The organism is Phaeobacter sp. B1627, assembly GCF_006265095.1.
In the GTDB taxonomy this organism is placed as follows: Bacteria; Pseudomonadota; Alphaproteobacteria; order Rhodobacterales; family Rhodobacteraceae; genus Epibacterium.
Genome location: NZ_VCNK01000045.1, coordinates 1 through 24,069 on the forward strand (window position 1 = coordinate 1; position 24,069 = coordinate 24,069).

At 59.9% G+C, this 24,069-nt stretch carries 18 protein-coding genes and 1 tRNA gene; 16 read left to right on the forward strand and 3 right to left on the reverse strand.

Annotated elements, in window-relative coordinates; genetic code table 11:
- The first annotated feature begins 359 nt into the window (after positions 1-359).
- Positions 360-435: transfer RNA gene (locus FGE21_RS18510), tRNA-Trp, on the forward strand.
- A 56-nt stretch (positions 436-491) separates the two neighbouring features.
- On the opposite strand, the gene FGE21_RS20120 is transcribed toward FGE21_RS18510, so the two are convergent.
- A complete protein-coding gene (locus tag FGE21_RS20120) occupies positions 492-662 on the reverse strand; it encodes a hypothetical protein (RefSeq protein WP_176695485.1) in 171 nt (56 codons plus the stop codon).
- A gap of 37 nt (positions 663-699) precedes the next feature.
- Positions 700-2,901: a tetratricopeptide repeat protein gene (locus tag FGE21_RS18515; protein WP_176695486.1), complete on the reverse strand. Its 2,202-nt coding sequence runs from the start codon at positions 2,899-2,901 to the stop codon at positions 700-702.
- A gap of 213 nt (positions 2,902-3,114) precedes the next feature.
- Between FGE21_RS18515 and secE the strand changes: the two genes are divergently transcribed.
- From secE to FGE21_RS18575, 12 genes are all read left to right on the forward strand, one after another.
- A complete protein-coding gene (gene secE / locus FGE21_RS18520) occupies positions 3,115-3,312 on the forward strand; it encodes a preprotein translocase subunit SecE (protein ID WP_139664899.1) in 198 nt (65 codons plus the stop codon).
- A gap of 197 nt (positions 3,313-3,509) precedes the next feature.
- Complete coding sequence (gene nusG / locus FGE21_RS18525) at positions 3,510-4,043, forward strand: transcription termination/antitermination protein NusG (protein ID WP_139664900.1); 534 nt, start codon at positions 3,510-3,512, stop codon at positions 4,041-4,043.
- A gap of 161 nt (positions 4,044-4,204) precedes the next feature.
- A complete protein-coding gene (locus FGE21_RS18530; protein ID WP_139664901.1) occupies positions 4,205-5,464 on the forward strand; it encodes a glycosyltransferase family 4 protein in 1,260 nt (419 codons plus the stop codon).
- A 137-nt stretch (positions 5,465-5,601) separates the two neighbouring features.
- On the forward strand, positions 5,602-6,027 hold the full coding sequence (rplK, locus tag FGE21_RS18535; protein ID WP_139664902.1) for a 50S ribosomal protein L11: 426 nt from the start codon (positions 5,602-5,604) through the stop codon (positions 6,025-6,027).
- Between the two features lies 1 nt (position 6,028).
- Positions 6,029-6,727: a 50S ribosomal protein L1 gene (rplA, locus tag FGE21_RS18540; protein ID WP_139664903.1), complete on the forward strand. Its 699-nt coding sequence runs from the start codon at positions 6,029-6,031 to the stop codon at positions 6,725-6,727.
- A 175-nt stretch (positions 6,728-6,902) separates the two neighbouring features.
- A complete protein-coding gene (locus FGE21_RS18545; protein WP_255731664.1) occupies positions 6,903-7,829 on the forward strand; it encodes a glycosyltransferase family 2 protein in 927 nt (308 codons plus the stop codon).
- A 323-nt stretch (positions 7,830-8,152) separates the two neighbouring features.
- The gene (rplJ, locus tag FGE21_RS18550; RefSeq protein ID WP_139664905.1) at positions 8,153-8,671 is read left to right on the forward strand and encodes a 50S ribosomal protein L10; all 519 of its coding nucleotides are present in this window, start codon (positions 8,153-8,155) and stop codon (positions 8,669-8,671) included.
- A gap of 86 nt (positions 8,672-8,757) precedes the next feature.
- Positions 8,758-9,132: a 50S ribosomal protein L7/L12 gene (rplL, locus tag FGE21_RS18555; protein ID WP_068242163.1), complete on the forward strand. Its 375-nt coding sequence runs from the start codon at positions 8,758-8,760 to the stop codon at positions 9,130-9,132.
- 294 nt (positions 9,133-9,426) lie between these two features.
- Positions 9,427-13,566, forward strand: coding sequence for a DNA-directed RNA polymerase subunit beta (rpoB, locus tag FGE21_RS18560; protein WP_139664906.1), 4,140 nt, complete (start codon positions 9,427-9,429; stop codon positions 13,564-13,566).
- Positions 13,567-13,619: 53 nt separating this feature from the next.
- Positions 13,620-17,858 (forward strand): DNA-directed RNA polymerase subunit beta', encoded by a 4,239-nt coding sequence (gene rpoC / locus FGE21_RS18565; protein ID WP_139664907.1) that lies wholly within the window; start codon positions 13,620-13,622, stop codon positions 17,856-17,858.
- A gap of 221 nt (positions 17,859-18,079) precedes the next feature.
- Positions 18,080-18,892, forward strand: coding sequence for a glycosyltransferase (locus FGE21_RS18570; protein WP_139664908.1), 813 nt, complete (start codon positions 18,080-18,082; stop codon positions 18,890-18,892).
- Positions 18,893-18,894: 2 nt separating this feature from the next.
- The gene (locus tag FGE21_RS18575) at positions 18,895-19,782 is read left to right on the forward strand and encodes a DMT family transporter (RefSeq protein ID WP_139664909.1); all 888 of its coding nucleotides are present in this window, start codon (positions 18,895-18,897) and stop codon (positions 19,780-19,782) included.
- On the opposite strand, the gene FGE21_RS18580 is transcribed toward FGE21_RS18575, so the two are convergent.
- Positions 19,779-20,594, reverse strand: coding sequence for a putative rhamnosyl transferase (locus tag FGE21_RS18580; RefSeq protein ID WP_139664910.1), 816 nt, complete (start codon positions 20,592-20,594; stop codon positions 19,779-19,781). The two genes, FGE21_RS18575 and FGE21_RS18580, sit on opposite strands and share 4 nt — an antisense overlap.
- 387 nt (positions 20,595-20,981) lie before the next feature.
- Here FGE21_RS18580 and rpsL point away from each other — a divergent pair, with 387 nt between their 5' ends.
- Genes rpsL through fusA form a run of 3 tightly spaced genes read left to right on the forward strand, consistent with a single transcriptional unit; the run spans position 20,982 to position 23,983 of the window.
- A complete protein-coding gene (gene rpsL / locus FGE21_RS18585) occupies positions 20,982-21,353 on the forward strand; it encodes a 30S ribosomal protein S12 (protein WP_005621086.1) in 372 nt (123 codons plus the stop codon).
- An 18-nt stretch (positions 21,354-21,371) separates the two neighbouring features.
- Positions 21,372-21,842: a 30S ribosomal protein S7 gene (gene rpsG, locus FGE21_RS18590; protein ID WP_139664911.1), complete on the forward strand. Its 471-nt coding sequence runs from the start codon at positions 21,372-21,374 to the stop codon at positions 21,840-21,842.
- Between the two features lie 20 nt (positions 21,843-21,862).
- Complete coding sequence (gene fusA / locus FGE21_RS18595; RefSeq protein WP_139664912.1) at positions 21,863-23,983, forward strand: elongation factor G; 2,121 nt, start codon at positions 21,863-21,865, stop codon at positions 23,981-23,983.
- Positions 23,984-24,069: the final 86 nt, after the last annotated feature.

Sequence of the window (24,069 nt, forward strand, 5' to 3'; positions counted from 1 at the left end):
CCCCCGCGGCGCCCTTTTTCGTGGCCGCACTAGGCTCTCCTGGCTGAAATGCCGTCCTCGATGAATTGTTTCCCCGGACGGCGTTCTACGCACCCTGTTCTGGCCCGCACGATCGCCTGAGACCTCAAGACCGGCGGCTGTTGGCCTTGTCCTGGGGACACAGAACTAGAGCTGTTACATGCGAGGCCTCTCCGACGGCATGCGCGTTGTGCGGCAGGGCGCAGACCCTGGCATGAAGAATGCGTGTGTGGGCGCGGGCGGCTCTCGACCTCCGGCCGACTCGACGGCACTGTATCGCCGGGGCGCGCGATTTTTCTCTTGCGTCCCCCGGCGCTCTCCCTTAGGAACCGCCGCATCACAGGGGTATAGCTCAGTTGGTAGAGCGACGGTCTCCAAAACCGTAGGTCTCGGGTTCGAACCCTGATGCCCCTGCCATTAAAATCAATGATATAGACCGAATGACCATTGACGGGACACCTGCATTTGGGAGTTCATTTGGGAATTTTCCCTCCGTTTCCGAACATTTCCAGCATTTTGATAGCCGACTCAGCCAGCTCCGCAGCCCTGCTTAGATAGTGCTCGTCCAGGATGGCGCTGACGTCTTTCATGCTGTGCCCGGTGATGGTGGCAATCTCTGTTCCAGCGCAACCGGCGATGGTCAAATGCTCCGATGTTGGCTGCGTTGCAACACATGTGTGTTTATGCGGCGGCGAAGGGGACCTTCTTGCCCGCTCTCCCTGCCTTGCGAGGTTGCGGGGCTGCGGAAACCGTCACATGGGTCTTCGGCTGATCTGCTTTCCAATGGTCAAACACAGCATCAAATGCGTCTTCCAGACTTCGGGTGTAGCTCTTTGCATCGAACAGGGGCGCGGTGCGGCGGTTCACGTTCAGTTTGCTGCGCAGCGCCATGAGTGCCGACGGGTCCTGCGCCAGATGCAGGGCGCGGGCTTTGTAGTCGGCCTCATCCGTTGCGATCAGCTCGGGCAGGTTTACCGCGTTCAGCAGGCTGGCGCCGACGCGGGCGGCAAACTGCTGCCCCGGAAGAGTCAGGACGGGCAGGCCGGCCCAAAGGGCATCGGAACCGGTCGTATGCGCGTTGACGGCAAAGGTATCGAGGAACAGATCCGCGACTTTTTGTCGTGCGAGATGCTCGTCCTGCGTCATGCGATCCGCAAAGACGAGACGTTCAGCAGCCACGCCGCGCGCCTCGGCCTCCCGGCGCAGATTGGCCTCGGAGGCGGGGCCGCTTGACAGAAGCCACAGGACGCTGCCCTCAACCTCGGTCAAAAGCGGCATCCAGATATCAAATTCGCGGGGCGTGATCTTGTAGCTGTTGTTGAAACAGCAGAAGATGAAGCCGTCTTCCGGCAAGCCGCAATCGCTGCGGGTGAATTGGCGTGGAGCGACTTTGCGCTCCGGGTCGTTGGGTTGGTAGCTGTGAGGCATCCGGATCAGCGATTCTTCGAAATGGCGCTCCGTGCCTGCGGGGCTGACGACGGAATCGGTGATCAGATAGTCGATCGACGGGGATCCCATGGTGCCCGGGTAGCCGAGATATGAGATCTGCACCGGGGCCAGACGCTGCGCAAATATGGAACTGCGTGACCGGCCGGTATATCCCTTGAGGTCCACCGCGATATCGAGGTTCTGGGCTTTGGCCAGATCCACCAGAGCCTGATCCGACAGGCCGAAAGCCTCGTGGAAGTGGCCAACGCTGTTTTGCACCAGGGCGCGCTGAGCGTCGTCACGCTGAGGGCCGTATGAAAAGGCGTGAATGTCGAAACGACTGGTATCATGCGCCCGCAGAACGCCACCGAGCAGGAACATCGTGGCGTGGCAGTGAAAATCCGCAGAGAAATAGCCAATGCGCAACCGCTCTGGCCGGCTGGCGGGACGGATGGGGTCCGCAGGCTTGCGCAGGGGCGGGATGATGACGGTGTCGGCATAGGCCTGAGTGCGCACGCGCAGCAGGTCGGGGTTGTCCTCCATCGCGAGCGTGGTGAAGGGGGCAACGGCCGTCCCTCGCAAGCCCAGGTGACGGCGATGCGCCTGATATTCCTGAACCCAGCCGAAATCGTTCAGCTTCGCCATGATATGCAGTTTGTATGCGCGCGCGCGATCATCATCGGGATTGGCCTCGACAAGCCTGTCAAACTGCGGCGCGGCGGCCTCAAATTCCTGATCGGAACAGAGCAATTGGCCATAGTTGAACCGGGCCTCCGGGAGGTCAGGCTGTAGCGAGAGTGCTTGGGCATAGTAGCGCTTTGCCTCGGCTGTGTTTCCCAGTTGGCGAAGGGCGTTGGCGAGATTATAGACAACAATCGCGTTGCCCGGCGCATGGCCCATCGCGGATTTCAACAGGGCGGCCGCTTCGTCGGAACGCCCGCAGCCGGTCAGGAAATTGGCGAAATTGTTCAGCGCCACAACATTGGACGGATCAAGCCCAATGGTCGTGCGGAAATGGGATTCGGCGGCGTCGGGCTTGCCTTGCTGAACATAGACCCCCGCCATGCCTGCATATGCGTCAGGAGCCGTTGGAGCGAGTTCACGGGCGCGGTTGAAACAGGTCAGCGCATCATTGAAGGCGCGGCGATGTGCGTGGCACGCTCCGAGCGTTGTCCACAGAAAGGCAGAGGAGTTATATCCCTTGAGCAGGCGCGCGCAGGCCGTGGCTGTTTCATCGATCTGACCGGCCGCGAAGACGACTGTCACATGTTCACGCATGCGGGCAGGCAGCGGATCCTCGGTTGCGGCGGGGTGAAGCCGAATCGGGGCGTCTTGCGATGTGGTTGCAAAGGCCGCAGATGGCGAGCCGACCGGCGACGGTCCTGCCAGCGGCGGGGCCTTGGGGGTGTTTGACTGGTCGTGTTCAGCATTCTGCCGGGAACTGGCGAAGGTCATGAAATTCCATCTCATTGTCGCGCTCTATGTCGTCGGCGGTGCCCTGTTCAAAGACGCAAAGGCGGTTCTCCTGCCGATCCTTTTGGTTATGAATTCCAAAAATTAAGATTGAATTGACCGTGCCGCGCCCGCGACCGTAGCCACAGGACTTGAATTCGCCGCGCCTTCCGGTTACATCGCCGGTCAGTCGACAAGAGAGAGTGTGAGAGCCCTATGGCCACCATCAACCCCGTCCAGTTCATTCAGCAGGTGCGCGCAGAAGTCAGCAAGGTCGTCTGGCCGACCCGTCGCGAGGTCCTGTTGACCACGGTCATGGTGTTCATCATGGCGGCCTTGACGGCGGTGTTCTTTGCCATCGTGGATCTGGCGATCCGCTCCGGTCTGAACGGCGTTCTCGGGATGTTCGGCTGAGATCAGCGTGGGCTGAGCGCGTATGTCAAAGGCGTGGTTGCCTCTTGATATTCGCCGCTCAGGGGGATAGTTCAGCCGACACTGAATGAGGCGTGCGGCGATTCGCACGCCGATTTTTGTTGGGCCGCAGCAATATGCTGCACGCAGATATTTTTGCAGGGATCATCCTGCACGGAACACAAGGGACGGTCAGCTTCATGGCGAAACGGTGGTATTCGGTCAGCGTTCTTTCGAACTTCGAAAAGAAAATCGCAGAACAGATTCGCGCCGCGGTCGTGGAGCAAAGTCTGGAAGACGAAATCGATGAAGTGCTGGTGCCCACCGAGGAAGTCATCGAGATCCGTCGCGGCAAGAAGGTCTCGACCGAGCGGCGGTTCATGCCGGGCTATGTTCTGGTTCACATGGAAATGTCCGATCAGGGCTATCACCTGATTTCTTCGATCAACCGCGTGACCGGGTTCCTCGGCCCCCAGGGGCGTCCGATGCCGATGCGGGATGCCGAAGTGAACGGCATTCTGAACCGGGTCCAGGAGGGCGAAGAGTCGCCGCGGACATTGATCAGCTTTGAAATCGGCGAGAAGGTCAAAGTCAATGATGGGCCGTTCGAGGACTTCGACGGTATGGTCGAGGGCGTCGACGACGAGAATCAGAAGCTGAAGGTGACAGTGTCCATCTTCGGTCGCGAAACCCCGGTCGAGCTGGACTTTGCCCAGGTCACCAAGCAAGGGTGACCCTGTTGCCGCTGCCCGGACAGGATAGGTCAGGGCAGGACGGGGCCGGAGGGGGCAGGGGCCACAATCAGACCACGGTATGCACGTCCCCCATTGGGAACTTTCGGATCGGCCTCTAGAATGGGGCCGATTTTTGTTTGTCCGGCAGGAGGCTTTGGCGCATGAAACTGATTGTGGTGTCGACCAACGCGGCACTCACCATGGGGGGCGAGGCGGTAAAGGCGCTGCAATATGTGCAGGTGCTGCTGGATCAGGGCCACGACGTGACGCTTGTGACTCATGACAGGTGCCGGGCGGCGCTGGCGGATGCCTTGCCTGGCGACCGGGTCCAATATGTGCAGGACACGCCCCTGATGAGGCTGTGCTGGCGGACGCCGGGGCTTCGCCGGTTGGTCAACGCCCTGTTCCACAGGTCGGTGGCGCGACTGTGCCGACGGTTTGATCCGTCGGATGTCGTTCTTCATTACCTGTGTCCGATCTCACCGGTGGAGCAGCGGTTCCCGCCGAAGGGGTATCGCTATGTCATCGGTCCGGTGTCGGGAAATATCTTCTTTCCACCAGAATTCCGCGATCGCGACAGCCGCGCGGGGCGGCTGCAGCAACGGATCTACCGGCCGGTGCAGCAGATCATGGGGCGGGTGTCGTCGCAATACGAGCGGGCTGACCGCGTGCTGGTGTCCGGGTACGAGCGAACGCGGCAGGCCCTGCGCTGGGCGGGGTGCCCGGAGGCGAAGATGCTGTCGGTCGCCGACGCGGGGCTGGACCGCAGCTTTTTCGACCGCGCCCGTATCCGCCCCGAACAGGCCCCACCGGAGTTCGTCTGGATCGGGCGGATGATCCCCAACAAAGGCGTGGATCTGGCCATCCGGGCGCTGGCCGCCGCCCCGGCGGACATGCGGCTCACCCTATATGGCGATGGCCCGGAGCGGCCGCAGCTGGAGGCGCTTGTCACAACTCTCGGTCTGGAGGGGCGTGTCCGGTTCGCAGGCTGGCTGGCTCATGGCGCGCTGGCAGAGACCCTGAGCCAGTTTCGTGCGTTGATCTTTCCCAGCCTGAAAGAATCCAATGGGATTGCCATGCAGGAGAGCATGGCGATCGGGTTGCCGGTTCTGACCCTGCGGTGCGGTGGCCCGGTCGGGCTTGCCACGGACGAGGAGGCGCTGTTCGTCGAGGTCGGGACCGCTGAGCAGGTGGTCCGTGACCTGACAGCGGCCATGATCCGGCTGTCGCGGAACCCGGATCTCGCGGCGGGGCTGTCGCAGGCGGGGCGGGCGCGGGCGCAGCGGAGCTTTCCGTGGGATCTGGTCGCGGCGGACTGGTATAATGCGGCGATGGGTGCCGCGCCTGCCGCGACCAGAGTGCCAAGCGGCCAAAGCGCTCCGTGTGAAACGGGGGTTGCGCCGTCAAAGGATACGGCGTAAGTGCCGCCAATCCACCTGATTGTTCAATCGGGTGTGATTCTTGTGGGAGGTCGTTGCATCGCGATGCAGCGGTCGCACCACGCAACGTTACGAGGCCAAGGGGCGCGCCCTGCGGCTGTTGAAAAGGAGATAACCAGATGGCTAAGAAGCTTGTTGGTTCGATGAAGCTGCAGGTTCCTGCAGGTCAGGCAAACCCATCCCCGCCAGTTGGCCCCGCATTGGGTCAGCGCGGCATCAACATCATGGAATTCTGCAAGGCGTTCAACGCCAAGACCGCAGACATGGAGCAAGGCGCCCCTTGCCCGACCGTGATCACCTATTATCAGGACAAGTCCTTCACCATGGACATCAAGACGCCGCCCGCGTCTTACTACCTGAAAAAGGCTGCCAACGTGAAATCCGGCGCGAACAACCCGAGCCGTGAGACCGCAGGCACCGTGACTGTCGCGCAGGTGAAGGAAATCGCTGAAGCGAAGATGAAAGATCTGAACGCGAACGATATCGAAGCCGCGATGCAGATCATCCTGGGCTCTGCCCGCTCCATGGGCATCGAGGTGAAGTAAGATGGCAAAGCTCGGTAAACGTACCCGCGCAGCGCGCGAAGCCTTCGCTGGCAAATCCAACCTCACCGTTGAAGATGCCGTCGCACTGGTGAAAGCAAACGCAACCAGCAAATTCGACGAAACCGTCGAAATCGCGCTGAACCTCGGTGTTGACACCCGCCACGCAGACCAGATGGTCCGCGGTGTGGTTGGCCTGCCGAACGGCACCGGTAAAACAATGCGTGTCGCAGTGTTCGCCCGCGGCCCCAAAGCAGAAGAAGCACAGGCCGCTGGCGCTGACGTTGTCGGCGCAGAGGACCTGATGGAAGCCATTCAGGGCGGCAACATCGATTTCGATCGCTGCATTGCCACCCCCGACATGATGCCCATCGTTGGTCGTCTGGGTAAGATCCTTGGCCCCCGCAACCTGATGCCGAACCCCAAGGTTGGCACCGTGACCATGGACGTGAAAGCGGCCGTGGAAGCTGCCAAAGGTGGTGAAGTTCAGTTCAAAGCGGAAAAAGGCGGCGTCGTCCACGCCGGTGTTGGCAAAGCGTCCTTTGACGAAGCCAAGCTGGTCGAAAACGTCCGCGCGTTCATTTCTGCCGTGTCCAAGGCAAAGCCCTCGGGCGCCAAAGGCACCTACATGAAGAAGATCGCTCTGTCGTCCACCATGGGCCCGGGCGTGACATTGGATGTGGACAACGCCGTCACCGAGTGATCTGGCGATCCGTTCCGAATGAGAGAGAGGCGGCACCCCGGTGTCGCCTTTTCTTGTTCGCGGTCCTGAGATAAATCTGTCCGGACGGCGCGGCATCCGGGTCGCGTTGCATCAAACCGGGCAGTCGCAACATATGAGCGGGGCATCCATGCAGATCTGGCGGGTCGGAGCCATCATGAATGAACCTTTGGCGGAGGTTCTGCGGTTCTGCGCGTGGTATATTGCGCTTGGGGCGGATGAAGTGGTGATCTGCTTTGACAATCCCGAAGACCCCGCATTGGAGCTGCTGTCTGATCACCCCCGGTTGCGGTGCATTGCCTGCACGCCAGAGTTCTGGGCGCGGGTTGGGCTGACCGCGGGGGATGCTTTTGTGACCCGGCAGAATGCGGCGATGACCTGGCTGTACCAGCAGTATGACGACGGCTGGTTGGTGAATGTCGATGCGGATGAATACCTGTTCCTGGAGGCGGGCGGTCTTGTGGATCTGCTGGCCGGTGTTCCCGAAGAGCTGCACTCGGTCCGTATTGTCACGGCCGAACGTCTGGTGGTTCAGCCGGGCGGAGAGATCACCTATTTTCGGCGCCCCATGAGCTATGAGGATCGGAAGTCCGTCTATGGCGCGGATGTTGAGCTGTTCGGCCCGCGCCGGGGCGGGTTGGTCGGGCACCCGCAGGGGAAATCGGTCGTGCGCTGTGGGGTTCCGGGGCTGACGCTGCGTCAGCATTGGCCACGGACCGTCAAGGGGCAGGAGCTGCGCGAACGGTTGCTTGATCATCACGATGGTGTTCACCTGCTGCATATGATCGGAGCGGAGTATCAGCTGTGGCGCAGCAAGCTCGATTGGCGCTGCGCGTCACGTGGGTTTACCGCCGGATTGACCACACGGGTTCAGGCGGCGCTTGCTGCCGACGATCCGGAAGCCGCATTGCGGTCCTTGTTCACGCGGCTCCACTGTGCCGACCCGGCGCTGTTGGAGCGCCTCGACCGCCACGGCGCGTTGCTGAGGCTGCGGTTGAATGTCGATGCGCTGGTTGAGGAGTATTTCGGAATTTCTGCTCATGCCCTGCCGTCCGGGGCCTGTGGCCCGGACGCTGGATCCTAGCGGCTTGGCCGTCCCCCGGGCCTTGCCCTTGGCTGGGTCGCCATTTAGGGCTTGGAAATCTTTTCCCGCAGGACTATGAACGCTCCACGGAGCAAAGCGTGCGATTCGTCGCGCGCTTTGTGCCTTTTCGTCCAAGATGGTGGGTGACCTGTCGATCGGGTCTTAATTTCCCTCCTGAGACGGGTAACGACCAATGAAAGATCGAGGGTTTTTCGACCTTCGGGCAATTTTGGCTCAACCCCGTAAAACGGACTTGACCGCCGGTCCCTTCGGGGAGCGGCAGAAATGAGCCGGGGCCATGCGCCCCTAACTTGGAGAGAACTGTGGATAGAGCCCAGAAAGAGAAAGTGGTCGAGGAACTCGGCCAGATCTTCGAAAGCTCTGGCGTGGTGGTCGTAGCCCACTATGTCGGTCTGACAGTTGCTGAGATGCAGGACCTGCGTGCGCGTGCTCGTGACGCTGGCGGGGCCGTGCGTGTTGCCAAGAACAGGCTCGCCAAAATCGCCCTTGAGGGTAAGCCGTGTGAAAACATGTCTGACCTGCTGACAGGGATGACCGTTCTGACCTATTCCGAGGACCCCGTGGCAGCAGCCAAGGTGGCCGAGGACTTCGCCAAGGAAAACAAGAAGTTTGAGATCCTTGGCGGTGCAATGGGTGAGAACGCTCTGGACCGTGCTGGCGTTGAAGCCGTGTCGAAAATGCCGTCCCGCGAGGAGCTCATTGCTTCTATCGCTGGCTGCATTGGCGCACCGGCCTCCAACATCGCTGGCGCGATTGGCGCACCTGCAAGCAACATCGCAAGCATCCTTTCGACCATCGAAGAGAAGGCGGAAGCTGCGTAAGCGGTTGGCACTGAATGACTGGCGTAGGGTGCAGCAAAGCCCACGTTGGAATACATACACACTGTTAAACGGAAAGAGCTGATACAATGGCTGATCTGAAAGCACTCGCGGAAAGCATCGTAGGTCTGACCCTGCTGGAAGCACAAGAACTGAAAACCATCCTCAAAGACGAGTACGGCATCGAGCCCGCAGCTGGCGGCGCAGTGATGATGGCTGGTCCTGCAGGCGGCGACGCAGCTGCTGAGGAAGAGAAAACCGAATTCGACGTCGTTCTGAAGAACGCCGGCGCATCCAAAATCAACGTGATCAAAGAAGTCCGCGCGATCACCGGTCTGGGCCTCAAAGAAGCCAAAGAACTGGTCGAAGCCGGCGGCAAGATCAAAGAAGGCGTGTCCAAGGACGAAGCCGAAGAAGTCAAAGGCAAGCTGGAAGCAGCTGGCGCCGAAGTCGAAGTGGCCTAAGCCACGCGAAAGGGGAAATGCACGCTGGATTTCACATAGAAATTTCTGCTTTATATCCCTAGCGAATTTGGCTGGATCCGGGGTGACCCGGGTCCAGCTGAACCTGTCTCAGAAAGGGGCCATTTCACCTGTATGCGGGTGGGCCCTTTTTTCAGGCGAGGTTCGTTGGATCGGGAGGCTGCCATTCGGGACGGTGGCCATGAATTGATCCAGACCGCGCTGTCTCTGACGTGCAAGATGCCGGGGCCCGGCGGCATCCTTGTGTGTTGAGAACTCTGAAAGGTGACATCTGACATGGCTCAATCGTTCCTTGGCCAGAAACGTCTTCGCAAATACTACGGCAAAATCCGCGAAGTGCTGGACATGCCGAACCTCATCGAGGTCCAGAAATCTTCATACGATCTGTTTCTGCGCTCTGGTGATGCTGAACTGCCGCTCGACGGCGAAGGCATCATGGGCGTGTTCCAATCGGTTTTCCCGATCAAGGATTTCAACGAAACCTCCGTTCTGGAGTTCGTGAAATACGCCCTTGAACGTCCCAAGTATGACGTTGACGAATGCATGCAGCGTGACATGACCTATGCGGCTCCGCTGAAGGTCACCCTGCGTCTGATCGTCTTTGATGTCGACGAGGACACCGGTGCCAAATCCGTCAAAGACATCAAGGAACAAGATGTCTTCATGGGTGACATGCCGCTGATGACGCCGAACGGGACCTTTATCGTCAACGGTACCGAGCGCGTGATCGTGTCTCAGATGCACCGCTCGCCCGGCGTGTTCTTTGACCACGACAAAGGCAAGACCCACTCCTCGGGCAAGCTGCTGTTCGCCTGCCGCATCATCCCGTACCGCGGGTCCTGGCTCGACTTTGAGTTCGATGCGAAAGATATCGTCTTTGCCCGTATCGACCGTCGCCGCAAACTGCCTGTGACCACCCTGCTTTATGCGCTGGGGCTGGACCAGGAAGGCATCATGGATGCCTATTACAACACCGTGGATTACTCGCTCGAGAAATCCCGTGGCTGGGTCACGCCGTTCTTCCCCGAACGCGTCCGTGGCACCCGTCCGACATACGATCTGGTTGATGCGAACACCGGCGAGATCATCTGCGAAGCAGGCAAGAAAGTCACGCCGCGCGCCGTGAAGAAGCTGATCGACGAAGGCAATGTGACCCAACTGCTGGTTCCGTTTGAGCATATCGTCGGCAAATATGTCGCCAAGGACATCATCAACGAAGAAACCGGCGCGATCTATGTCGAAGCCGGCGATGAGATGACGCTGGAATATGACAAGGACGGCGACATCATCGGCGGCACCGTCAAGGAGCTGCTGGATGCGGGTATCACCGACATCCCTGTTCTTGACATCGACAACGTCAATGTTGGCCCCTACATGCGCAACACCATGGCGGCGGACAAGAACATGGGCCGCGATACCGCGCTCATGGACATCTACCGCGTGATGCGCCCGGGCGAGCCGCCCACCGTCGAGGCCGCTTCGGCGCTGTTTGACACTCTGTTCTTCGACAGCGAGCGCTATGACCTGTCGGCTGTTGGTCGCGTGAAAATGAACATGCGTCTGGCCCTGGATGCGGAAGACACCCAGCGGACCCTGCGCAAGGAAGACATCGTCGCCTGTATCAAGGCGCTGGTGGAGCTGCGCGACGGCAAGGGCGACATCGACGACATCGACCACCTCGGCAACCGTCGTGTGCGGTCCGTTGGCGAGCTGATGGAAAACCAGTACCGCGTCGGCCTTCTGCGCATGGAGCGCGCGATCAAGGAACGTATGTCCTCGGTCGAGATCGACACGGTGATGCCGCAGGATCTGATCAACGCGAAACCGGCCGCCGCTGCCGTGCGCGAATTCTTCGGCTCCTCGCAGCTGTCGCAGTTCATGGACCAGACCAACCCGCTGTCGGAAGTCACCCACAAACGCCGTCTCTCGGCGCTTGGCCCCGGTGGTCTGACACGCGAGCGCGCGGGCTTTGAGGTGCGCGACGTGCACCCGACTCACTACGGCCGGATGTGCCCGATTGAAACGCCGGAAGGTCCGAACATCGGCCTGATCAACTCGCTGGCGACCTTTGCCCGGGTGAACAAATATGGCTTTATCGAAACGCCCTATCGTGTTGTGACCGATGGTGTTGTGACCGATGAAGTCCACTATATGTCGGCCACCGAGGAAATGCGTCACACCGTGGCGCAGGCGAACGCGAACCTTGATGAGAACAACAGGTTCGTCAACGATCTGGTCTCGACCCGTCAATCCGGTGACTACACGCTGGCCCCGAACGAAAGCGTTGATCTGATCGACGTCAGCCCGAAACAGCTGGTGTCCGTTGCGGCCTCGCTGATTCCGTTCCTTGAAAACGACGACGCCAACCGGGCTCTGATGGGCTCGAACATGCAACGTCAGGCGGTTCCATTGCTGCGCGCCGAGGCGCCGCTTGTGGGCACCGGCATCGAAGAAGTGGTCGCACGCGACTCCGGCGCGGCCTATATGGCGAAACGCGCAGGCATCATCGACCAGGTCGATGCGCAGCGGATCGTGATCCGGGCGACAGAAGACCTCGAGCTGGGCGACGCGGGTGTGGACATCTACCGCATGCGCAAGTTCCAGCGCTCGAACCAGAACACCTGCATCAACCAGCGCCCGCTGGTGAAGGTCGGTCAGCGTGTGTCCAAAGGTGAAGTCATCGCCGATGGACCCTCCACCGATATGGGGGAACTGGCGCTGGGTAAAAACGTGGTCGTCGCCTTCATGCCCTGGAACGGCTACAACTACGAAGACTCCATCCTGATCTCCGAGCGGATTGCCCGTGACGACGTCTTCACCTCGATCCACATCGAGGAATTCGAAGTCGCCGCCCGTGACACCAAGCTCGGCCCGGAAGAGATCACCCGCGATATTCCGAACGTCGGTGAGGAAGCCCTGCGCAACCTCGACGAGGCGGGCATCGTCTACATCGGTGCCGATGTGGAGCCGGGTGACATTCTGGTGGGCAAGATCACACCGAAGGGCGAAAGCCCGATGACGCCGGAAGAAAAGCTTCTGCGTGCCATCTTCGGTGAGAAAGCCTCTGACGTGCGGGACACCTCTTTGCGGGTGAAGCCGGGCGACTACGGAACTGTTGTCGAAGTGCGCGTCTTCAACCGCCATGGTGTGGAAAAAGACGAACGTGCGCTGCAGATCGAGCGTGAGGAAGTCGAGCGTCTGGCCCGTGACCGGGACGACGAGCTGGCGATCCTTGACCGCAACATCTATGCGCGTCTGCGCGACCTTCTGATGGGCAAGATTGCCGTCAAGGGGCCGAAAGGCGTGCGTGGCAACACCGAGATCACCGAGGATCTGCTGGACAATGTGCTGACGCGCGGCCAGTGGTGGATGCTCGCCCTTGAGGATGAGAAGGACGCCCAGATCCTGGAGGCCCTGAACGAGCAATACGAAGCACAAAAGCGTGCTCTGGATGCCCGTTTCGAAGACAAGGTCGAAAAGGTCCGTCGTGGCGACGATCTGCCGCCGGGTGTGATGAAGATGGTCAAAGTCTTCATCGCGGTGAAGCGCAAGCTGCAGCCGGGTGACAAGATGGCCGGTCGTCACGGCAACAAAGGTGTGATTTCACGCGTGGTGCCGATGGAGGACATGCCGTTCCTCGCCGATGGGACCCCGGTTGATTTCTGTCTGAACCCGCTGGGTGTTCCGTCGCGGATGAACGTTGGTCAGATCCTTGAAACCCATATGGGCTGGGCCGCGCGCGGTCTCGGCATCAAGGTGGATGACGCGCTGCAGGACTACCGTCGCACCGGCGATCTGACGCCGGTCCGCGAGGCCATGCGCCACGCCTATGGCGATGACGTCTATGAGGAAGGCCTGTCCGATATGGATGAGGTCGATCTGGTCGAAGCAGCGGGCAATGTGACCCGCGGTGTTCCGATCGCGACACCGGTCTTTGACGGTGCCAAGGAAGACGACGTCAACGACTCGCTGATCCGCGCAGGCTTTGACAAATCCGGCCAATCGATCCTGTTCGACGGCCGCACCGGCGAGCAGTTCGCCCGTCCGGTCACCGTCGGCATCAAGTATCTGCTGAAACTGCACCACCTTGTGGATGATAAAATCCACGCCCGGTCCACCGGTCCGTACTCGCTGGTTACCCAGCAGCCGCTCGGTGGTAAGGCGCAGTTCGGCGGCCAGCGCTTTGGTGAGATGGAAGTCTGGGCCCTTGAGGCCTATGGCGCCGCCTACACCCTGCAGGAGATGCTCACCGTGAAATCGGATGACGTCGCCGGCCGGACCAAGGTCTATGAATCGATCGTCAAGGGCGAGGACAACTTTGAAGCGGGCGTTCCGGAGAGCTTTAACGTTCTCGTGAAGGAAGTCCGTGGTCTCGGCCTGAATATGGAACTCCTGGATGCGGAGGTTGAGGAGTAAGGGCCGCGCGCCCTTACCCCACTCCCCCCTTCCGCAATATTTGAGGTATCAAAATGAACCAGGAACTGACGAATAATCCGTTCAACCCGCTGACGCCGCCCAAGGTCTTTGATGAAATCAAAGTCTCTTTGGCATCGCCGGAACGTATCCTGTCGTGGTCCTACGGCGAGATCAAGAAGCCGGAAACCATCAACTACCGGACGTTCAAGCCTGAGCGTGACGGTCTGTTCTGTGCGCGGATCTTTGGCCCGATCAAAGACTACGAATGTCTCTGCGGCAAATATAAGCGCATGAAATATCGCGGCGTTGTCTGCGAAAAATGCGGTGTGGAAGTCACGCTGCAGAAAGTGCGCCGCGAGCGTATGGGCCACATCGAGCTGGCCGCACCTGTTGCGCATATCTGGTTCCTGAAATCGCTGCCATCCCGCATCGGCCTGATGCTGGACATGACATTGCGTGATCTGGAACGTGTTCTGTACTTTGAAAACTACGTTGTCATCGAACCCGGTCTGACCGATCTGACCTACGGCCAGATGATGACCGAAGAAGAGTTCATGGACGCGCAGGACCAGTTCGGCATGGACGCTTTCACGGCCAATATCGGCGCTGAGGCGATCCGCGAGATGCTGGCCGCAATCGATCTCGAAGCCGAAGCGGAAACGCTGCGGGCCGAGCTGGCCGAAGCCACAGGTGAACTGAAGCCGAAAAAGATCATCAAGCGTCTGAAGGTTGTCGAATCCTTCCTCGAGTCGGGCAACCGGCCGGAGTGGATGATCATGACCGTCATTCCGGTGATCCCGCCGGAACTGCGTCCGCTGGTGCCGCTGGACGGGGGCCGCTTCGCGACCTCTGACCTCAACGATCTCTATCGTCGGGTGATCAACCGGAACAACCGCCTGAAGCGTCTGATCGAGCTGCGCGCGCCTGACATCATCGTCCGCAATGAAAAGCGGATGCTGCAGGAATCCGTCGATGCGCTGTTTGACAACGGCCGTCGCGGCCGCGTCATCACCGGAGCCAACAAGCGCCCGCTGAAATCGCTCAGCGACATGCTGAAAGGTAAGCAGGGTCGCTTCCGTCAGAACCTTTTGGGTAAACGCGTCGACTTCTCCGGTCGTTCGGTCATCGTGACCGGTCCCGAGCTGAAGCTGCATCAATGCGGCCTGCCCAAGAAGATGGCGCTGGAGCTGTTCAAACCGTTCATCTACTCGCGTCTGGAGGCCAAAGGTCTGTCCTCCACCGTGAAGCAGGCGAAAAAGCTGGTGGAAAAAGAACGTCCCGAAGTCTGGGACATCCTGGATGAGGTGATCCGCGAACACCCGGTGATGCTGAACCGGGCGCCGACGCTGCACCGTTTGGGTATCCAGGCCTTTGAACCCACGCTGATCGAAGGCAAGGCGATCCAGTTGCACCCGCTGGTCTGCTCGGCGTTCAACGCCGACTTTGACGGTGACCAGATGGCCGTGCACGTCCCGCTGAGCCTTGAGGCCCAGCTGGAAGCGCGCGTCCTGATGATGTCGACGAACAACGTTCTGTCGCCTGCGAACGGCGCGCCGATCATCGTTCCCTCGCAGGATATGATCCTCGGCCTCTATTACCTCACGCTGGAGCGCGAGGGCATGGTTGGCGAAGGCAAGGTCTTTGGCAATATGGACGAAGTCCAGCATGCGCTGGATGCGGGCGAAGTGCATCTGCACACCAAGATCACCGCGCGTATCATGCAGATCGACGAAAACGGTCTGGAGGTCTACGAACGTTTCGAGACCACACCGGGCCGGGTCCGTCTGGGTGGCCTGCTGCCGAAAAACGCCAAGGCGCCTTTCGAGCTGGTGAACCGTCTGCTGCGGAAACGCGAAGTTCAGCAGGTCATCGATACGGTCTATCGCTACTGCGGTCAGAAAGAGTCGGTGATCTTCTGTGACCAGATCATGACCATGGGCTTCCGCGAGGCGTTCAAGGCGGGCATTTCGTTCGGCAAGGACGACATGGTCATCCCCGACACCAAATGGCCGATCGTCGACGAGACGCGCGACCAGGTGAAAGACTTTGAACAGCAGTATATGGACGGCCTGATCACCCAGGGCGAAAAATACAACAAAGTCGTCGATGCATGGTCGAAGTGTAACGACCGCGTCACCGAAGCGATGATGAGCACGATCTCAGCTGACAAGCGCGACGAGAACGGTGCCGTGATGGAGCCGAACTCGGTCTACATGATGGCGCACTCCGGTGCGCGTGGGTCTGTCACCCAGATGAAGCAGCTGGGCGGGATGCGCGGTCTGATGGCGAAGCCGAATGGCGACATCATCGAGACGCCGATCATCTCGAACTTCAAAGAAGGCCTGACGGTTCTGGAGTACTTCAACTCCACCCACGGTGCCCGGAAAGGTCTGTCGGATACGGCTCTGAAGACCGCGAACTCCGGTTACCTGACCCGTCGTCTGGTCGATGTGGCACAGGACTGCATCGTGCGCGAGCGCGACTGTGGTACGGAACGCGCAATCACCGCCGAGGCAGCGGTCAACGATGGTGAGGTCGTATCCTCCATCGGTGAGCGTATCCTGGGTCGTGTTGCTGCCGAGGATGTCAAACGCCCCGGCACCGAAGAGATCCTGGTGGCCTATGGCCAGCTGATCGACGAGCGTATGGCCGACATCATCGAAGATGCGGCTGTTCCCTCCATGCGCATCCGCAGCCCGCTGACCTGTGAAAGCGAAGAAGGTGTCTGCGCCATGTGCTATGGTCGTGACCTTGCACGCGGTACCATGGTCAACTCCGGTGAAGCCGTCGGCATCATCGCGGCACAGTCGATCGGTGAACCCGGTACACAGCTGACGATGCGGACCTTCCACATCGGCGGCGTTGCTCAGGGTGGTCAGCAGTCCTTCCTCGAGGCATCCCAGTCCGGTAAGATCGTGTTCGAGAACTCCAACACGCTGACCAATGCCAACGACGAAGTTCTGGTGGTTGGCCGGAACATGAAGCTGATCATTCAGGACGAACATGGCGAGGAGCGGGCCAGCCACAAGCTGGGATACGGCACCAAGCTGTTCGTCAAGGAAGGTCAGACGATTGCGCGCGGCGACAAGCTGTTCGAATGGGACCCCTACACCCTGCCGATCATCGCCGAGAAGCCGGGTACAGCGAAATATGTTGACCTGGTCTCCGGTCTGGCTGTGCGTGACGAAACCGACGATGCCACCGGCATGACCCAGAAGATCGTGATCGACTGGCGTGCCGCTCCGAAGGGATCTGACCTGAAGCCGGAAATCATTCTGGTGGATGAGGATGGCGAACCGGTCCGCAACGCGCTTGGCAACCCGCTGACCTACCCGATGTCCGTGGACGCAATCCTGTCCTGTGAAGACGGTCAACGTATCGAAACCGGCGACGTGGTTGCACGTATTCCGCGTGAAGGTGCGAAGACCAAGGACATCACCGGTGGTCTGCCGCGTGTGGCTGAACTGTTCGAAGCCCGTCGTCCGAAAGATCACGCGATCATCGCCGAAATCGATGGTTACGTGCGCTTTGGCCGCGACTACAAGAACAAGCGCCGCATTTCGATCGAGCCCGCGGATGAGACCATGGAAGCCGTGGAATACATGGTGCCCAAGGGCAAGCACATCCCGGTTGTCGAAGGGGACTTCGTGCAAAAGGGCGACTACATCATGGACGGCAACCCGGCGCCGCATGACATCCTCTCCATCATGGGTGTCGAGGCTCTGGCGAACTACATGATCGACGAAGTGCAGGACGTCTATCGTCTGCAGGGTGTGAAGATCAACGACAAGCACATCGAGGTGATCGTTCGCCAGATGCTGCAGAAGTGGGAGATCTCGGACTCGGGCGAAACCACGCTGTTGAAAGGCGAACACGTCGACAAGCAGGAATTCGACCAGGCCAACGAAAAGGCGCTGTCGCGTGGCAAACGCCCTGCACAGGGCGCGCCGATCCTGCTGGGCATCACCAAGGCGTCGTTGCAGACGCGGTCCTTCATCTCGGCGGCGTCCTTCCAGGAAACCACGCGGGTCCTGACCGAAGCATCGGTGCAGGGCAAGCGCGACAAGCTCGTCGGTCTGAAGGAAAACGTCATTGTCGGCCGTCTGATCCCGGCCGGGACCGGGGGCGCAACACAGCAGATGCGCCACATCGCGTCCACGCGGGACAATGTGGTCCTTGAGGCCCGTCGCGAAGAAGCGGAAGCGGCGGCGGCCCTTGCCGCTCCGATGATGGATGACAGCGACGGCAGTGATGCGGATTTCCTGGTGGAAACACCGGAGAGCCGGGACTGAGAGCCGGGACTGATCAGCCTGATCGGCTCGGGACCGTCTGATTGAACGGTCTGATTGAAAACCCAAAGCCCCGCGTCCCAGTGACGCGGGGCTTTTTCGTGGCGGTCGCCCGTGCCGCGTTGCAAGGTGGGTCGGCCCGGCGCACCCCATGCGATCGCCCTTGGCAAACTTTCCGTGGCGTGATTTGACTGTGCCGACGTCAAACAGAGGGGCAGGGGGTTGTGTCGGCGACATTCAACATGGTGGGGGTGATCCGGTTTTCGCTTTTGACCCCGACATTCAATGCCGATCGATTTGCCTCTCTGGATGCGGCGGCCGCGGCTCTGTTTGCGCCGGACCGGATGGCGCTCCGATTGCATCTTTTCGAACGCCTCTGTTTGCCATCCCTGCTGCGGCAGAGTGATCCTGATTTCACCCTGGTTGTCGCGACGTCGGACCGGATGCCCCAGAAATACCTGCAGCATCTGGCGGACCTGATGGCGCCTCATGCGAATATGATCCTCTGCCCGTTCGGGCCGGACAAGCATTTCACTATCCTCAAACAGGCCTATGCACTGGTGCCCCCAGAGCGGGAGAGCCACTCCATCCTGTTTCGACTCGACGATGATGATGCATTGGACGGCGATTTCATATCACGCACAAAGCGGCTGGCGGCGGGGCTCCTGCCGTTGCAGGCCAGCGCAAAAACACCCTTCGCAATCTCTTTCAACCGCGGCATCTACCTTGTGAAATCCCAGACAGAGCCCGCGCGGGTTCTGGACAGTTGCGAAAGAGCGCCGCTGTCGGCTGGGGTCTCTCTGGTCCGCCCGGCGCGGGGGCGTGGGAACCCCTATCGCTTCAATCACCGCAAGTTGGCGCAGCACTATCCGCTGTACTCCGACATTTCGGTTCCGGCCTTCCTGCGCACGGTGCATTGGGACAACCACTCGGCGCCGACAATGATGGGGTTGACCGGTCAACATAGCGAGTCCGCCATCGATGCGGATCTGATACGCCATTTCGGCATGACACTCGCAGAACTCAAGGCGATCTAGACATGTTGCAGTCTCTGAGCCCGAACCAAAGGGGCGCCTTTTTGATGCTGGGCAGCATGGCGGCGTTCACATGCAACGATACCCTGGTGAAATTGGCAGGCGATACGGTCCCTCTTTGGCAGATCGTGGTCATCCGGGGGGCGCTGGCGAGCGTGCTTTTGCTGGGGCTGGCCAAGGTCATGGGCGCGCTGCGGTTCAGTTTCTCGCGAAGGGACTGGGGCCTGGTTCTGGCCCGATGCGGCACTGAAATGGCGGCCACCTATTTCTTTCTCACAGCGCTTCTGGAGCTGCCGCTGGCCAATGTGACAGCGGTCTTGCAGATGTTGCCCCTGACGGTGACCCTCTGCGCGGCGCTGTTCCTGCAGGAGCGGGTCGGGTGGCGGCGCAGCCTTGCCATCCTCCTTGGATTTGGCGGTATGTTGTTGATTGTGCGGCCCGGAAGTGCGGATTTCGGCCTCGCGACCGGCTATGCGCTTCTGGCCGTGGCCGCCCTCACCCTGCGGGATCTGGTGACCCGCCGGATGTCAGCCGCTGTCCCGTCCCTGACGGTGACTTTTCTGGCGGCTTTTTCGGTCATGTTGTTTGGCTGCGGCCTCGGCATTGGTGAAACCTGGCAGCCGGTGGGCCCGCGCGAATGGGGGATCCTCGTCGCGACGGGAGGTTTGATCCTGATCGCCTATCTCTGTGCCGTCATGACGATCCGCGTGGGCGAAATCTCGGCTGTTGCGCCCCTGCGTTATACGGGGCTGGTCTGGGCGCTGATCCTGGGGTGGCTGGTCTTTGGCGAGTGGCCCTCTGCGCTCACCCTGGTCGGAGCGGCCGTCGTGGTCGCCGCCGGTCTCTTCACCCTGTTGCGTGAACGCCAGGTCGCCGAAGGGGCTGCGGGTTAAGGCCGCCGATCACCGGAAAACACCTGCCGCACAAAGGCATCCCGGAGGGCAAAGCGGGCCTCGAATTCGGCTTTTTGGTCCAGGCTGAGCGGGGTGACGGGCACCGGTTTGACCGGTTTCTGACGCGAGTCATTGGAGCTGTGATGGCCGCGCACGAACATTGGCGCATCCGAGAGCGTCACGGTCGGCATGAAGCGCAGGATTTTCTCATGCGCAAAGTTCATGATGGTCACCGGGGTGCCGCCGCGCACGTACATGCCAAGGGCCGCGACATAATAGGGGCGATGGATTTCGGTCGCGCTGATCCCCTGGGGGCCGAATTCCGCCACGTAGCCCATGTTGAAATCAACCGCGACCGCTCTGTTGCGATGCATCAGGCCCGGGCAGTCGTCCACAGTCTGGCGGAGCCGTTCCACAAAATCGACAGAGATCGCGTCGTCGTCGTCATAGCGGAACTGAAGGCAGGGCGCATCGGGGTCGCGACGGGCGGCGTTGAGGATGTCCTTCATGACCTGGCGTTGTTTGCGCGGCGGGTGTTTCTCAATCCGGACCTGCGCAATATCGCGCACAAGGGCGCGCAGCCGCTCCTCGTGATGTGCCGGAAGGCTGTCGCCGATGACAACAATCAGATCGAAATCCGGGTCAGTCTGTTCCCGCAGGCAGGGAAGGGCGACTGCCTCGAACAGACGAAACCGCTCTTCCATCCGCGCCTCATTGTAGAGAAACGCCATGCGGGCCTCGGTGCTGTCGTGTTCGACCTGAAAGCCGCCCAGAGCGGGGTAGGAAAACCGGCACAGACCGATCACTTGCATCTGGCAATTCCCTTTGGCATGAAACAGGCCGACTATGCCGCCGGGGCGCCGCCTCCACAAGGGCCGCCTCCACAAGAGCGGGCGCGCGCCATATCGCAGACCGGGATGGGGGGGTAGTGTTGACAAGAGGGGCGACTCTGCATATACGCGCGCTATCCGGCTCTTGGGGGATCTCCCTTTCACGCCGATATCATATCTGTAGTGGCTCAAGGTCAGGGCACTTTTTTCACCCCGACCCTCTGTAAACCCACCGCGACGTTCACCTCGGAATGGGAGCGTTTGCGGTTTTTGCGTTTGCGTAATCGCTGCTGATGACTTCGCCGCACGTCCGGGCCCCGCGCCCGCCGCGTGCATGACATAGTGTTGCAAAACGGGGAATTAACCGGAATGCCAACGATCCAACAGCTGATCCGCAAGCCGCGTCAGCCGAAAGTAAAGCGCTCCAAGTCCATGCACCTGGAGCAGTGCCCGCAGAAACGCGGCGTCTGTACTCGTGTCTACACCACCACGCCGAAGAAACCGAACTCCGCTATGCGGAAAGTTGCGAAGGTTCGCCTGACCAACGGTTTCGAAGTGATCTCCTACATTCCGGGCGAATCCCACAACCTTCAGGAACACTCTGTGGTTCTGATCCGTGGCGGTCGTGTAAAAGACCTTCCGGGTGTCCGCTATCACATCCTGCGCGGTGTTCTGGATACCCAAGGCGTCAAAGACCGTAAGCAGCGTCGCTCCAAGTATGGCGCGAAGCGTCCTAAATAAGAAGAAGGATAGACACAGATGTCCCGTCGCCACGCTGCTGAAAAACGCGAAGTCCTGCCCGACGCCAAATATGGCGATCGTGTTCTGACTAAATTCATGAACAACCTGATGATCGACGGCAAAAAGTCGGTCGCAGAAAGAATCGTCTACAACGCGTTCGAACGTGTTGAAGGCAAAATCAAGCGCGCACCTGTCGAAGTCTTCCACGAAGCCCTCGACAACGTGAAGCCCTCCGTCGAGGTTCGCTCCCGTCGTGTGGGTGGTGCCACCTACCAGGTTCCGGTCGAAGTCCGCCCGGAGCGCCGTGAAGCGCTTGCCATCCGTTGGCTGATCAATGCGGCCCGTGGCCGCAACGAGAACACAATGGAAGAACGCCTCGCCGGTGAACTCCTCGACGCTGTACAAAGCCGGGGTACTGCCGTTAAGAAGCGCGAAGACACGCACAAGATGGCTGAAGCAAACAAAGCCTTCTCGCACTATCGCTGGTAACTCTTTAGAGGCTCATCCTAATGGCACGCGACTATCCGCTCGACCGCTACCGTAACTTCGGTATCATGGCGCACATCGATGCAGGTAAAACCACCTGCTCCGAGCGCATCCTGTTCTACACCGGCAAATCCCACAATATTGGTGAGGTGCACGATGGTGCAGCCACCATGGACTGGATGGAGCAGGAGCAGGAACGCGGGATTACCATCACCTCTGCTGCGACGACCACATTCTGGGAACGCACCGAAGATGGTGTAACCGCTGACTCTGAAAAACACCGTCTGAACATCATCGACACCCCCGGTCACGTTGACTTCACCATCGAAGTTGAACGTTCCCTGGCTGTGCTCGACGGTGCCGTCTGTGTTCTCGACGCCAACGCTGGCGTTGAACCCCAAACCGAAACCGTGTGGCGTCAGGCTGACCGCTACAAGGTGCCTCGGATGGTTTTCGTCAACAAGATGGACAAGATCGGCGCAGACTTCTTTAACTGCGTTGCGATGATCGAAGACCGGACCGGCGCGCGCGCTGTGCCGGTTGGTATTCCAATCGGTGCCGAAACCGAACTGGAAGGCCTGATCGATCTGGTCACCATGGAAGAATGGCTGTGGCAGGGTGAAGACCTTGGTGCGTCCTGGATCAAGGCTCCGATCCGTGACAGCCTGAAAGACATGGCCGACGAATGGCGTGGCAAGATGATCGAAGCGGCCGTCGAGCAAGACGACGACGCCATGGAAAACTACCTGATGGATGGCGCCGAGCCTGACGTCGCGACCCTGCGCGCCCTGCTGCGCAAAGGGACCCTCGCGATGGCTTTCGTGCCGGTTCTGGGTGGGTCCGCGTTCAAGAACAAAGGTGTTCAGCCGCTGCTCAACGCTGTGATCGACTATCTGCCCAGCCCGCTGGACGTTGTTGATTACATGGGCTTCAAACCCGGCGATGAGGACGAAGTTCGTGACATCCCGCGTCGTGCGGATGATGCGATGGCCTTCTCCGGTCTGGCGTTCAAAATCATGAACGACCCCTTTGTCGGTTCGCTGACCTTCACCCGCGTCTATTCCGGTGTGTTGAACAAGGGTGACTCGATCCTGAACTCGACCAAAGGTAAGAAAGAGCGCATCGGTCGTATGATGATGATGCACTCCAACAACCGGGAAGAGATCGAAGAAGCCTTCGCAGGCGACATCATCGCGCTGGCGGGTCTGAAGGACACCACCACCGGTGACACGCTCTGCGACGCCAAGGAACCGGTCGTTCTGGAAACCATGACCTTCCCCGATCCGGTCATCGAGATCGCGGTCGAGCCGAAGACCAAAGGCGACCAGGAAAAAATGTCCCAGGGTCTGGCCCGTCTGGCCGCAGAAGACCCGTCCTTCCGTGTTGAAACCGACATCGAGTCCGGTCAGACCATCATGAAGGGCATGGGCGAACTTCACCTGGATATTCTCGTTGATCGTCTGAAGCGTGAATTCAAGGTTGAAGCGAACATCGGTGCCCCTCAGGTTGCCTACCGCGAGACCATTGGTCACGAAGTCGAGCACACCTACACCCACAAGAAACAGTCGGGTGGTTCGGGTCAGTTCGCTGAGGTGAAGATGATCATCTCGCCGACAGAGGCCGGTGAAGGCTATTCCTTCGAATCCCGCATCGTTGGTGGTTCGGTCCCCAAGGAATACATTCCTGGTGTCGAAAAAGGGATCAACTCGGTCATGGACTCCGGTCCGCTGGCTGGCTTCCCCGTGATCGACTTCAAGGTTGCCTTGATCGACGGTAAGTTCCACGATGTGGACTCCAGCGTTCTGGCCTTTGAAATCGCTGCTCGTATGTGCATGCGTGAAGGGATGCGCAAAGCGGGCGCGAAACTGCTCGAGCCGATCATGAAGGTCGAAGTGATCACCCCGGAAGAATACACCGGCGGTATCATCGGCGACCTGACATCCCGTCGGGGCCAGGTGTCCGGTCAGGAACCACGTGGCAATGCGATTGCGATTGACGCAAACGTTCCGCTGGCGAACATGTTCGGCTACATCAACACACTGCGTTCCATGTCTTCGGGCCGCGCGCAGTTCACCATGCAGTTCTCGCATTACGATCCGGTGCCGCAGAACATCTCTGACGAGATCCAGTCCAAATACGCTTAAGCGTCAAGAATTGGGGGAGTGCACAGGGCTGCGCTCCCTCCTCGAACCTAAAAGGAGGCCATCATGGCTAAGGAAAAGTTTGAACG

Coding starts and splice junctions, on each gene's coding strand:
- FGE21_RS18515 (WP_176695486.1), bottom strand. CDS start 2,901: ATGACCTTCGCCAGTTCCCGGCAGAATGCTGAACACGACCAGTCAAAC.
- secE (WP_139664899.1), top strand. CDS start 3,115: ATGGCCACCATCAACCCCGTCCAGTTCATTCAGCAGGTGCGCGCAGAA.
- nusG (WP_139664900.1), top strand. CDS start 3,510: ATGGCGAAACGGTGGTATTCGGTCAGCGTTCTTTCGAACTTCGAAAAG.
- FGE21_RS18530 (WP_139664901.1), top strand. CDS start 4,205: ATGAAACTGATTGTGGTGTCGACCAACGCGGCACTCACCATGGGGGGC.
- rplK (WP_139664902.1), top strand. CDS start 5,602: ATGGCTAAGAAGCTTGTTGGTTCGATGAAGCTGCAGGTTCCTGCAGGT.
- rplA (WP_139664903.1), top strand. CDS start 6,029: ATGGCAAAGCTCGGTAAACGTACCCGCGCAGCGCGCGAAGCCTTCGCT.
- FGE21_RS18545 (WP_255731664.1), top strand. CDS start 6,903: ATGAATGAACCTTTGGCGGAGGTTCTGCGGTTCTGCGCGTGGTATATT.
- rplL (WP_068242163.1), top strand. CDS start 8,758: ATGGCTGATCTGAAAGCACTCGCGGAAAGCATCGTAGGTCTGACCCTG.
- rpoB (WP_139664906.1), top strand. CDS start 9,427: ATGGCTCAATCGTTCCTTGGCCAGAAACGTCTTCGCAAATACTACGGC.
- rpoC (WP_139664907.1), top strand. CDS start 13,620: ATGAACCAGGAACTGACGAATAATCCGTTCAACCCGCTGACGCCGCCC.
- FGE21_RS18575 (WP_139664909.1), top strand. CDS start 18,895: ATGTTGCAGTCTCTGAGCCCGAACCAAAGGGGCGCCTTTTTGATGCTG.
- FGE21_RS18580 (WP_139664910.1), bottom strand. CDS start 20,594: ATGCAAGTGATCGGTCTGTGCCGGTTTTCCTACCCCGCTCTGGGCGGC.
- rpsL (WP_005621086.1), top strand. CDS start 20,982: ATGCCAACGATCCAACAGCTGATCCGCAAGCCGCGTCAGCCGAAAGTA.
- rpsG (WP_139664911.1), top strand. CDS start 21,372: ATGTCCCGTCGCCACGCTGCTGAAAAACGCGAAGTCCTGCCCGACGCC.
- fusA (WP_139664912.1), top strand. CDS start 21,863: ATGGCACGCGACTATCCGCTCGACCGCTACCGTAACTTCGGTATCATG.